The sequence below is a fragment of the Porcibacter vitabionis genome (assembly GCF_046263795.1).
Lineage (GTDB): Bacteria > Bacillota > Clostridia > Lachnospirales > Lachnospiraceae > Lachnocurva.
Genome location: NZ_JBJYZD010000002.1, coordinates 219,797 through 231,781, shown reverse-complemented (window position 1 = coordinate 231,781; position 11,985 = coordinate 219,797). Strand labels below are relative to the sequence as shown.

9 protein-coding genes are annotated in these 11,985 nt (G+C 46.2%); 8 read left to right on the top strand and 1 reads right to left on the bottom strand.

What is annotated here, in order from left to right:
• Window positions 1-31 precede the first annotated feature (31 nt).
• Window positions 32-1,156: a prephenate dehydrogenase/arogenate dehydrogenase family protein gene (locus tag ACKX2L_RS02685; protein WP_497550040.1), complete on the bottom strand. Its 1,125-nt coding sequence runs from the start codon at window positions 1,154-1,156 to the stop codon at window positions 32-34.
• A gap of 232 nt (window positions 1,157-1,388) precedes the next feature.
• Here ACKX2L_RS02685 and ACKX2L_RS02680 point away from each other — a divergent pair, with 232 nt between their 5' ends.
• The 8 genes from ACKX2L_RS02680 (at window position 1,389) to glgA (ending at window position 11,799) form a co-directional block, all read left to right on the top strand.
• Window positions 1,389-2,600 carry an NADP-dependent isocitrate dehydrogenase gene (locus ACKX2L_RS02680; RefSeq protein ID WP_497552571.1) on the top strand — a complete coding sequence of 404 codons (1,212 nt, stop codon included), beginning with the start codon at window positions 1,389-1,391 and terminating at the stop codon, window positions 2,598-2,600.
• Window position 2,601: 1 nt separating this feature from the next.
• On the top strand, window positions 2,602-4,569 hold the full coding sequence (locus ACKX2L_RS02675; protein ID WP_497552570.1) for an ABC-F family ATP-binding cassette domain-containing protein: 1,968 nt from the start codon (window positions 2,602-2,604) through the stop codon (window positions 4,567-4,569).
• Between the two features lie 113 nt (window positions 4,570-4,682).
• Complete coding sequence (locus ACKX2L_RS02670) at window positions 4,683-5,336, top strand: redox-sensing transcriptional repressor Rex (protein WP_497550043.1); 654 nt, start codon at window positions 4,683-4,685, stop codon at window positions 5,334-5,336.
• A gap of 83 nt (window positions 5,337-5,419) precedes the next feature.
• The gene (locus ACKX2L_RS02665; RefSeq protein WP_497550044.1) at window positions 5,420-6,913 is read left to right on the top strand and encodes an NAD(P)H-hydrate dehydratase; all 1,494 of its coding nucleotides are present in this window, start codon (window positions 5,420-5,422) and stop codon (window positions 6,911-6,913) included.
• A 111-nt stretch (window positions 6,914-7,024) separates the two neighbouring features.
• On the top strand, window positions 7,025-8,185 hold the full coding sequence (gene alr, locus ACKX2L_RS02660) for an alanine racemase (RefSeq protein ID WP_497550045.1): 1,161 nt from the start codon (window positions 7,025-7,027) through the stop codon (window positions 8,183-8,185).
• A complete protein-coding gene (locus ACKX2L_RS02655) occupies window positions 8,182-9,501 on the top strand; it encodes a hemolysin family protein (RefSeq protein ID WP_497552569.1) in 1,320 nt (439 codons plus the stop codon). The genes alr and ACKX2L_RS02655 overlap by 4 nt, the downstream gene beginning before the upstream one ends.
• Window positions 9,502-9,555: 54 nt before the next feature.
• A complete protein-coding gene (locus tag ACKX2L_RS02650) occupies window positions 9,556-10,296 on the top strand; it encodes a YebC/PmpR family DNA-binding transcriptional regulator (protein WP_497550047.1) in 741 nt (246 codons plus the stop codon).
• Between the two features lie 54 nt (window positions 10,297-10,350).
• On the top strand, window positions 10,351-11,799 hold the full coding sequence (gene glgA / locus ACKX2L_RS02645; RefSeq protein ID WP_497550048.1) for a glycogen synthase GlgA: 1,449 nt from the start codon (window positions 10,351-10,353) through the stop codon (window positions 11,797-11,799).
• Window positions 11,800-11,985: the final 186 nt, after the last annotated feature.

Genomic DNA, 11,985 nt, shown 5'->3' with positions numbered 1-11,985 from the left:
TTTCTAAAAGGATTCCTTATTTAAGGATCCCTTATTTTCTCTTTCTGATCTGATATCCGGCTTCTTTTAAGAGTTGTACTGCCCGGTCCCTGTCATCACTTCGATAGGTTTCAATACGAAGGACTCCATCTTCAAATTCACGGTTATGGATGATGCCGATATTCTGGATATTGATATCATGATCAGCCAGAAGCTTTGATACGGCAGCAATTCCGCCGACCTTATCCTCGATGAAGAGATAGATCTCATTTGCAACCGGAAGGATGCCCCGATCTGTGATGGCAAGCGAATCCCGGTATTCCTTTGCATTGGAAAAGAGCCGGATCAGGCTCTCGGAATCGCCGGCCAAAATGGCCTTCCGGAACTCATCCAGAGAATCCTCATAAAGATCCAGTAATTTTAAGATCTCATCCCGGTTGGCCAGACAGATATTCTGCCACATGACCGGAGAAGAAGAGGAGATCCGCGTGATATCCCGAAAACCTCCTGCGGCAATGGTTTTCAGGATGGAATCTTTGGTATCTTCCTTACGAACCAGATCCACAAGAGAAGCGGAAATGATATGAGGCAGATGACTGATCGAAGCAGTCGCAAAATCATGCCGATCCGGTGTCAATTGAATCGGAATGGCTCCCAGGGAATGAACAAATTCCGAGAAGAGATTTAATTCCTCTGCATTCATTTCCGGATCATGCGTCAGGATATAAAAAGCATTCTGTAAGAGAAGGCGGGAAGAATTTTCAAAACCGATCGCTTCGGAACCTGCCATAGGATGACCGCCGATAAATTGGGCAGAAAGACCAAGCTCCCGAATTTTCTCATGAATATCTCCCTTGACCGACCCGACATCCGTGATCAGGGTCTTCTTGGAAAGAAGCGGTTTTAACTGATCTAGATAGTCACAATTGACCCGGACCGGGCTGCAGAGAAAGAGGACATCACAAGTTGCAAACTCCTCCAGGGGCAAAAAATCTTTGTTCAAAATCACGCCTTCGGCCTCTGCCTTCTCTAATGTAGACCGTCTTGAAGCATGACCGATGAGCTTGATCTTAGGATATTCCAGTCGGATCGCCTTTGCAATTGATCCTCCGATCAAACCAAGTCCGATAAAACCAATCTTCTTCCAGTCGTTGATTTTGGTGCGAAAATCGTCCATTGTGACCTCACGTTCCTAATTTCTTATGTCAGTTTTTTGTCAGTTTTTTGTCAGTTTTCTCTTTGAAATATTATATACCAATCCTATCTGTTTGTTTGATATATGTCAACACTTCAACGTATAAAAGCAAAGGAAAGTCTTTACCAAAAAGGTCCACTTTGTTATACTTTTGACAGTTCGTATTCGAAAAATTCCAGCTTTGTATACAAGAAAAGAAGAAAGAAGGCACGGCATGACAAAGATTACGATGAAAACCCCTCTGGTGGAAATGGATGGAGATGAGATGACCCGGATCCTCTGGGCCATGATCAAGAAGCATCTGATCCTCCCCTATATCGATTTAAAGAGTGAGTATTACGATCTCGGACTGGAACACCGAAATGAAACCAATGATCAGGTCACCGTTGATTCGGCCCTGGCCACCAAAAAATATGGTGTTGCCGTGAAATGTGCGACGATCACTCCAAATGCAGCACGTGTCAAGGAATATAATCTGAAGGAGATGTGGAAGAGTCCGAATGGAACCATTCGTGCCATTCTGGACGGAACCGTTTTCCGTGCGCCCATCCTGGTCAAGGGAATCGAGCCCAATGTCCGCACCTGGAAGAAGCCGATCACTATCGCACGTCATGCCTATGGCGATGTCTATCGGAATACGGAAATGAAAATCCCCGGCCCCGGAAAAGTAGAGCTGGTTTATACGGCAGAAGACGGTCATGAAGAGAGAGCTCTGGTTCATGATTTTGACTGCCCCGGCGTTGTTCAGGGCCAGCACAATCTGATTCCTTCCATCACCTCCTTTGCAGATTCCTGCTTTAGCTATGCTCTGGAGAAGAAGCAGGATCTCTGGTTTGCAACCAAGGATACCATCAGTAAGAAATACGATCATACCTTTAAGGATATCTTCCAGGAGCGCTATGATAAGAAATACAAACCGCTCTTTGAAGAAGCCGGCATCACCTATTTCTATACCCTGATCGATGATGCCGTTGCCCGTGTCATGAAATCAGAAGGCGGCTTTATCTGGGCCTGCAAGAATTATGACGGTGATGTCATGAGCGACATGCTGTCCTCAGCCTTCGGCTCACTGGCAATGATGACTTCGGTCCTCGTTTCCCCTCAGGGCTACTATGAATATGAAGCAGCCCATGGCACGGTACAGAGGCACTATTACAAGCATTTAAAGGGCGAGCCGACTTCCACGAATTCCGTTGCAACCATTTTTGCATGGACCGGAGCGTTAAGAAAGCGCGGAGAACTGGATCAGATCCCGGAGCTTGTCGATTTTTCTAACCGGCTGGAGAAAGCAACCATTGATACCATTGAGAGCGGTAAGATGACCGGTGATCTGGCAAGGATCACAGAGCTTTTGAATCCTACCACTCTTGGCAGTGAGGAATTTATCCTTGCAATCAAAGATACCTTGGATAGAGAGGCAGAGTAACTTGGCATTTGTATTAACCTGTTCCGATCTTACGAAAGCTTTCGGATCAGATGTAATTTTTGATCATATTTCCTTCCAGCTGGAGGAGAACGAAAAACTGGGCATTCTGGGTTCCAATGGAACCGGCAAGTCCACATTACTGAAGTGCATCGTTGGAGAAATGACGCCAGACTCCGGGACTGTAACACTGGCCTCCGGGAAAAAGCTTGGCTACCTGGCCCAGTACCAGAAGGATGACTGGGCCGGAAACATCTATGATATCGTCCTTTCTGCCCGCCAGGACCTGATCTGTGAGGAAGAGGAACTGCGGAACATGGAAGAACAGATGTCTCGTGTCACCGGGGATGCCTTAAATCAGCTGATTGAAACTTATCATGTGAAAAGCCAAACCTTTGAAGAAAAAGGCGGACTGGTCTTTCGAAGCCAGGCTGCCGGTGTCTTAAAGGGACTGGGTTTTTCCGAGGAAGATTTTTCGAAAAGCATGGATCAATTGTCCGGAGGGCAGAAGACCCGTGTCTCCTTAAGCCGGCTTCTTTCCGCAAAACCGGACGTTCTCCTTCTCGACGAGCCCATTAACCACCTGGATCTCCATTCCATTGAATGGCTGGAGACTTTCCTGTCGAATTACAGCGGGGCTGTCATATTGGTTGCTCACGACCGGTATTTCTTAAACCGGACCATCGATCATGCGCTGGATCTCTCCATGCATCCGGCCCATCTGTTCACCGGAAATTATAGAGCTTATACCGAACAGAAGAGAGAGCTTCTGATCACTTTGGAGAGGGAATACGAAAAACAGCAGAAGGAGATTGCTCATCAGGAAGCTGTGATTACCAGGCTCCAGAGCTTTAACCGGGAAAAGTCCATTAAAAGAGCGGAGAGCCGGAAGAAAGTTCTGGATAAAATGGAGAGGATGGAACGGCCAAAGGAAGAAGATACCGGTATGAAGCTGGTTTTAGAGCCCAACAGCCGGTCCGGAAATGACGTCCTTACGGTGACCAATTTATCCAAGAGTTTTGATGACAGGCTATTATTCAAAAATTTGAACTTCCAGATCCGAAGGCAGGAAAGAGTTGCCATTCTCGGTGACAATGGAACCGGTAAGACAACGACCTTAAAAATCATCAATGGAATTCTTCCGGCAGATTCAGGTTCCGTACATATCGGAACCGGCGTTACCATCGGTTATTATGATCAGGAGCAGCAGAATCTGAACGAGGATGCAACACTTTTTGAAGAGCTTCAGAATGCTTATCCCAATTTGAATAATACCAGGGTACGTTCCATCCTTGCGGCCTTCCGATTTAAGGGAGACCATGTCTATAAGAAGATCCGGGAACTGTCCGGCGGGGAGAGAGGAAGAGTATCTCTGGCAAAGCTTATGCTGTCCGGAGCCAATTTTCTGATCTTAGATGAGCCGACCAACCATTTGGATATGGAATCCAAGGAGATTCTGGAAGAAGCTTTGAATGCCTATACCGGGACTTTGCTTTATGTTTCCCATGACCGTTATTTCATTAATCAGACTGCCGAGAGGATCCTGGAGATCCATGAGGACGGAATGAAGGAATATCTGGGAAACTATGACTATTATCTGGAAAAAAAGGCCGAGGAGGATCTGACGCCTTCCTCTGCATCAGGGGAAATTTCAAATGTAAGATCCGAATCGGAGAAAAAGGGAGATCCTTCTGCAGAAGACAGTAAGGATGCCGGACTGGATTACCAGGAGCAGAAGCGGAAAAAAGCAGCGAGAAAGAAAGTCGAAAGAGCCCTGGCCTCATTGGAAGAAGAGATATCGAAGAGGGAAGAGAGGATCCGTGAGATCGATAAGGCATTCACAGATGAATCGATCGCAAAGAATTCTGCAAAATTAAATGAATTGACGAAAGAGCGATCCGATCTGGAAGAAGAACTGGAAGACGCTTATGCCAAATGGGAGTCTCTTTCGATGGAATTGGATGCAGAATAGTTGACTTTTTTTCACAAGAAAACTATCATAGGTTAAGAATGTTTATTTTTTAACAATGTTGATTCATTGATAAGGAGAGTCTACTGAACTTTTACATGAGGAGATAAATGACAATGGCTAAGGAAATATCCAACGCCGTAATTCGGCGTCTTCCCCGTTATTACAGATATTTGGATGAATTACTTGAGAATGGTGTAGACCGTATATCATCGGGTGACCTGTCTAAGAGTATGCATATTACCGCATCTCAGATCCGTCAGGATCTGAATAATTTCGGCGGATTTGGCCAGCAGGGCTACGGCTACAATGTTCAGTACCTGCATAATGAGATCGGTAAGATCCTTGGCGTAGACAAGGTTCATAACATGATCGTGGTAGGAATGGGTAACCTGGGTCAGGCCATTTCCCGCTATTCGCATTTTGAAAATCTCGGATTCAAAATGATCGGCTTTTTTGATGTCAATCCTCAGCTTGCAGGGAAAACCATCCGGGATATTCCGATTCGTTTAATGGAGGAGCTGCCTTCATTCATCAAGAATAATAAAGTCGATATGGCAGCTCTGACCGTTCCCCGTTCTCATGCAGCCGATGTCACAGATCAGCTGGTAAATCTCGGCATTAAGGGAATTTGGAATTTTGCCCTCTTGGATCTGGACGTGCCGGATTCTGTTGTTGTACAGAATGTCCATCTGGCAGATTCTCTTATGGAATTGTCTTATAATTATCGGATACAGAACCAGTCGGATGAGACACAAGAAAATGAATAAGAAGCCGTGGATCATCGGCTCTTTTGGCTGTGAAGCGGAATCCTCTGCCTCACGGCCTTTTTTTAAGCAAAAAGGAGTATATTATGCTTTGTGTTTTGACAGGACGGCAGATGCAGGAAGCAGACCGGCAGATGACAGAAAAAATCGGCATTCCATCGGATCTCTTGATGGAAAGAGCAGCACTTGCCATCACTGAGGAAATAAAAAAGCATTTTCCTCAGGCAAGAAAAATCGGCGTCTTTGCCGGACTTGGCAATAATGGTGGTGATGGGATCGCAGCTGCCCGGATCCTTGCACTGGAGGGCTATGATTGTAAAGTCTGCCTGACCGGACCGATTCAAGAGAAAAAGAATCAGGGCTTGGCCTGGTTTCAATATCAGATTGCAGACAAGGCAGGCGTTTCTTTCACGGAAGATGTGAATGACCTCTATGACCGGGATCTTCTGATCGATGCCGTTTTCGGTACCGGTCTGTCCCGCCCGGTAGAAGAGGAAATGGCCATGAAATTCCAGAAATTTCAGGACTTAAAGAAACCCATTCTTTCCGTTGACATTCCAAGCGGAGTCGCTGCAGGTGACGGGCGGATCCTCGGAACAGCAATCAAAGCAGATTTGACGGTAAGCCTTGCCTATCTGAAAGTCGGCCAGCTTCTGTTCCCGGGAAAGGAGTACTGCGGAGAACTCATCCTTCGGGATATCGGGATCAAAAGGCCCCTCGAAGAAGACCAGAGAGCAGGACGGAAAGTCTTCCAGGAATCCGATCTGAATCAATATAAACCGGCGCGCTTTTCTGGCTCCAACAAGGGATCATATGGTCATGTTTTAGTCATTGCCGGATCCTATCTCATGGCAGGAGCTGCCTGCTTTGCAGCCAAAGCCTGTGTCTTATCCGGTGCCGGCCTGGTCAAAGTCCTGACCGATGAAAGAAACAGGGAAATCGTTCAGAGTCAGATCCCGGAAGCTCTTTTATCCGTCTATGGAAATAAATTAAGTAAGCAGGAGATCAAACGAGAACTGTCCTGGGCCGATGTTGTCCTGATCGGACCTGGTCTTGGACAAACAGCCATTTCCCGGCAGCTTTTTTCTCTGGTCATGGAAGAGATCCAGACTCCTATGGTGATGGATGCAGATGCTTTAAATCTTCTGTCCGAAGATCTCAGTCTCCTGCAGAGGCCTCACCTGGACCTGGTCCTGACGCCGCATATCGGTGAAATGGCAAGATTAAAGAAAGTAAGCCCTGTCTATGTAGCAGAACATATGATCCCTTTGGCGGAAGAATTCGCCAATGATTATCAGGTGACCCTGGTCTTAAAAAATGCCGCCAGTATTACGGCCATTCCTTTTTCAGATACCATCATCAATACGACCGGAAATAACGGCATGTCCACCGGAGGAAGCGGAGATGTCTTAGCCGGCCTTCTGGCAGGACTGATGGCTCAGCATCTTCCGGCGTCGAAGGCCGCTCCTCTTGCTGTTTACCTCCACGGAAAAGCAGGGGATCTGGCCCGCAAGAAATGCGGTGTCTATGCCATGGGACCAAGAGAGATTCTTGACGCGATCCACAATGTATTAGTATAATAAGAAATCGGATTTTTAACCTTTGTTTCATATTTTACCGTGCCAAATGGTCGTTTTGACACGTAAGATCAATTGTTCTTGAATTTGTCCGAGAATTCAAAGGAGTTTTTCATGGATTACAATAGAGTCTGGGCAGAAATCAATCTGGATCATATCAAAGACAATTTAGAGGCGATGCATCAGAATCTTCCGAAACAAACGAAGATCATGGCTGTGATTAAGACCGATGCCTATGGCCATGGAGCCGTTGAAATTGCTCATATGCTGGAGTCCGTTGATTATGTCTTCGGCTATGCAGCAGCAACCGTAGATGAAGCTATGGAACTTCGAAATCACGGGATTCGAAAGCCCATCCTGGTTTTAGGATTTACCTTTCCGGAAGAGTATCCTCTCATGATAACAAATCATATCCGGCCTACGATCTTCCGTCTGGACATGGCGAAGGAATTTTCGGATGCAGCAGTCCGTCTTCATGTAACGGCCCCCATTCATATTAAAATTGATACCGGCATGAGTCGGATCGGTTTCCTTCCGGGTCCCTCTGCCGTTGAAGAGATCCAAAAGATACAAAAACTTCCAAATCTTTCCCTGGAAGGGATCTTTACCCATTTTGCCCGTTCCGATGAAGCGGATAAGACCAATGCCAGAGGACAATTGAAAACCTTCCAAAAGATGATCGATGACTTAGCCTCTGTTGGTATCCATTTCTCCATTCATCACTGTGCCAACAGCGCCGCGATTATGGAACTTCCGGAAGCTTCTATGGATATGGTAAGAGCGGGGATCACTCTCTATGGACTCTGGCCGTCAAATGAAATGGATCATTCTTTCCCCTTGAAGCCGGCTTTATCACTCTATAGTCGAATTGTTCATATCAAGGAACTTCCGGCCGGTTGTCCCATCGGCTATGGCGGAAGTTTCGTAACAAAAGAATTAACAAGAGTTGCAACGATCCCGGTAGGATACGGAGATGGTTATGCCAGGACCTTAAGCAACAAGGGCTATGTCCTGATCCATGGGAAAAAGGCCAGGATCCTGGGCCGGATCTGCATGGATCAGATGATGGTTGATATTACAGAAATTCCGGAAGCCAAATTAATGGATCGGGTCACCTTGATCGGAAAAGACGGGGATCTTTCTATCAGTCTGGAAGAACTGGGAGATCTTTCCGGACGTTTCAATTATGAATTTGCCTGCTGCCTCGGCAACCGCATTCCGCGAATCTTCTATCAAAATGGAAAAGAAGTCGCTAGAAAGCACTATTTCAAATGATTGATTCATTGCTCATAGGGGTCCTGATTGTCCTGTGTTTTCTGACTTTCTCTGTTTCTGCTTATTATTTTTCTCTGGTAAATCTGCCGGATCCCGGAGGAGATGAGAAGAAGGAACTGTCTGACCGTCAGAGAAAGATCCGAATGAGGGTCAAAAAGGACCACGAAAATACAGAAGGCTGCCGGCGGATCCTGCTTCTCGTCTGCCTCTTGAACAGCTTTCTAATAGAAAGCATTCTTCTCTCCCTGTCCGGTATTTTATCCGGGGAGAGAGGGGGAGAGATCCTTTTTTCTTTTCTCCTCCTCTTATTGGCAATGATCCTGTATTTGCTTCTCTTCATATACTTTCCCTATTATGTATTCAGTGTCAGAAGTAAGGCAGGGATCTATGCCTTCCAAGGCGTTTTCTTCTTCTGTAAGATCCTTCTTTTTCCGATCTACGGTCTGGCAAGCCTCTTTGCGCGGATCCTGTCTCGTCCATTTCGGGGAAAAAACGCGTCTGATCCGGATGAAGTTACGGAAGAGGAGATCCTGTCCATGGTCAATGAGGGAAATGAGAGCGGATCGATTCTTTCCAGTGAAGCAACCATGGTCCAGAATATCTTCGAGCTGGATGATAAGTGCGTGAAGGACATCATGGTTCACCGCAATGACATCACTGCTATGGAGGGAAATACCAGTTTAAAGGACGCCATACATTTCTTCCAGGATGTCCATTTCTCCAGGATCCCGGTTTATCTCGATTCTCTGGATAATATCATCGGGATCGTCCACATCAAGGACATCCTTCAGTACAGCCTGAAGGAGGATTGCTTCCAGCAGAAGATCCGGGATATGGATGATCTCCTGCGGCCGGCTGAAACGGTACCGGAGACTCATGGTATCTATACACTGTTTACTACCATGCAGCTGGAAAAGACTCATATGGCCATCGTGATTGACGAATATGGACAAACCAGCGGTCTGGTTTCCATGGAGGATATCCTCGAGGAGATCGTCGGAAATATCCAGGATGAGCATGACGAAGAGGAGAGTAAAGTCGAGGTCGTAAATGAACAGAAGTATAAAATGGACGGAATGACGCCGATGGACGAGGTCTCACAGATCCTTGATACCGATCTTACCGATCCGGAAAATGAGATCGACACCTTAAACGGCTTTCTCATAAATGAGATCCATCGTGTCCCCATGGACCATGAGACCTTTACTGTCAAGACGCACGGTTTTGCCTTTCATGTTCAGGACGTGAAGGACCACGTCATCCGGGAGGTCCTGGTAGAACCGATCCCTAAGGATTCCGATTCACTTGAATCATAGCCATGAAAATGCTAAAATTTTTATGAATTTATTGTTAGGAAGGATTTAATAAAAATGTCAGGACATTCAAAATTTGCAAACATCAAGCATAAGAAGGAAAAGAACGATGCTGCGAAGGGAAAGAGCTTTACCATCATCGGTCGTCTGATTGCCGTTGCCGTCAAAGAGGGCGGTCCGGATCCGGACAACAATTCCAAGCTTCGTGATGTCATTGCGAAAGCCAAGGCTGCCAATATGCCTAATGATACCATTGAGCGTGGTATCAAGAAGGCTGCAGGAGATGCAGATTCCGTAAACTATGAGACTGCAACTTATGAGGGATACGGCCCTGGCGGAACCGCAATCATTGTAGAGACTCTGACCGATAACAGAAACCGTACGGCATCAAATGTCAGAAGTGCCTTCACGAAGGGACATGGCAGTATCGGAACACAGGGATGCGTTTCCTATATGTTCGATAAGAAGGGGCAGATCCTTGTTTCCAAGGAAGATTGCGACCTGGATGCCGATGATCTTATGATGATGGCTTTGGATGCCGGCGCCGATGATTTCCAGGAAAATGAGGATGGTTATGAGATCCTGACCGATCCGGATGATTTCTCAAAAGTCCGCGAGGCGCTGGAGAAGGAAAATATTCCCATGGCAGAGGCTGAAGTCACCATGATTCCTCAGACATATGTCACCCTGTCCGATGAAGAGGATATCAAGTGCATTCGTCGGATCCTTGATCTCTTGGATGAGGATGATGATGTGCAGAATGTTTACCACAATTGGGATGAGCCGGACGAAGATTAATAACACAAGTAGGTAACTTGTTTGTTGTTTGGTTGCTTCCAGGGGGGTAGCGCAATGAAAAAGATTCTTTTTGCTGCAAGTGAATGTGTTCCTTTTGTTAAGACCGGTGGTCTGGCAGATGTTGTCGGAGCGCTTCCGAAAGAATTTGATCCCAAAGTCTGGGACGTCCGCGTAGTGCTTCCGGATTACACCTGTATTCCGCATGAATTCCGAGATCAGTTCGAATATGTCACACACTTCAATATGAGCTGCGGCCCTTACATCGGCGAGAAGTATGTCGGTGTCATGCAGTACAAGTATCTGGGCATTACCTATTATTTCATTGACAACCTGGATTACTTCGAATGTTTCTATCCCTATAGTGAAACCAGGAGAGATATGGAACGCTTTACATTTTTTGATAAAGCGGTTCTGTCGATCCTCCCGGTCATCGATTTCAAACCGGATCTGATCCACTGCCATGACTGGCAGACCGGTCTGATCCCGGTTTATTTAAAGACGGAATTTCAGGCAAACCCCTTCTTCTGGGGGATCAAGACCATCATGACCATCCACAATCTGAAATTCCAGGGTGTATGGGATGTCAAGACCCTGCAGGGTCTTTCCGGACTTCCTATGGATCTCTTTACCCCGGATAAGCTGGAATTCAACAAGTGCGGGAATATGTTAAAGGGCGGTCTGGTCTACGCAGACTATATCACGACCGTCTCCAACACCTATGCTGAGGAGATCCAGAACCCTTACTACGGCGAGGGCCTGGACGGTCTTCTGTCTTCCAGACACTTTGATATGCAGGGCATTGTAAACGGCATCGATTATGATTCCTATGACCCGGCCAAGGATCCGGCTCTCTTTAAGAACTATGATGCTTCGAATTTCCGCCGCAATAAGAAGGTCAACAAGGAAAAGCTCCAGGAAATGCTGGGCCTTACCGTAGATACGAAGAAGTATATGATCGGATTGATTTCCCGTCTGACCGATCAGAAGGGACTGGATCTGATTAATTACTGCATTGAAGGGATCGCAGATGACAATACGCAGCTGGTAGTCATCGGGACCGGCGAGTCGCAATACGAGAATATGTTCCGTCACTATGCATGGAAATATCCGGATCGGATCTCGGCAAATATCTGCTACTCGGAAGATCTTGCCAGAAAGCTCTATGCGGCTGCCGATGCTTTCCTGATGCCGTCCCGTTTCGAGCCCTGTGGTCTGACCCAGCTCATTTCTTTCCGCTATGGCACTGTACCGATCGTAAGAGAAACCGGCGGATTAAAGGATACGGTCATTCCTTTTAATGAATATGAACACACCGGAGACGGTTTCTCCTTTGCTAATTATAATGGGGATGAGTTACTCAATACCGTAAATTATTCCAAGTTTGTATTCTTCGAAAAGAAGACAGATTGGAATAAAATGGTGGACCGGGGAATGGCGAAAGACTATTCCTGGAAGCATCAGAAGCAAAAATATGAAGAGCTTTATCACTATCTGATCGGCTGATCTTTTGATCGACAAGAGCTGTTGCAGAACCCGTCGGGAAATTCTGCAACAGCTTTTTCATTTTGACGACAGGAAGGGCTGAAACATTATTTTGAAAGAAATACGAAAATTTGCTATGATAAAAGAGTTGCATAAATCATAAATTATAAATACAGAAGAAAAGGTCCTTTTACCTTTGTCTTACCA

Bases quoted from the DNA above. Each gene is read 5' to 3' on its own strand.
- ACKX2L_RS02680 (WP_497552571.1), top strand. From the start codon at position 1,389: ATGACAAAGATTACGATGAAAACCCCTCTGGTGGAAATGGATGGAGAT.
- ACKX2L_RS02650 (WP_497550047.1), top strand. From the start codon at position 9,556: ATGTCAGGACATTCAAAATTTGCAAACATCAAGCATAAGAAGGAAAAG.
- ACKX2L_RS02670 (WP_497550043.1), top strand. From the start codon at position 4,683: ATGGCTAAGGAAATATCCAACGCCGTAATTCGGCGTCTTCCCCGTTAT.
- ACKX2L_RS02655 (WP_497552569.1), top strand. From the start codon at position 8,182: ATGATTGATTCATTGCTCATAGGGGTCCTGATTGTCCTGTGTTTTCTG.
- ACKX2L_RS02665 (WP_497550044.1), top strand. From the start codon at position 5,420: ATGCTTTGTGTTTTGACAGGACGGCAGATGCAGGAAGCAGACCGGCAG.
- alr (WP_497550045.1), top strand. From the start codon at position 7,025: ATGGATTACAATAGAGTCTGGGCAGAAATCAATCTGGATCATATCAAA.
- ACKX2L_RS02685 (WP_497550040.1), bottom strand. From the start codon at position 1,156: ATGGACGATTTTCGCACCAAAATCAACGACTGGAAGAAGATTGGTTTT.
- glgA (WP_497550048.1), top strand. From the start codon at position 10,351: ATGAAAAAGATTCTTTTTGCTGCAAGTGAATGTGTTCCTTTTGTTAAG.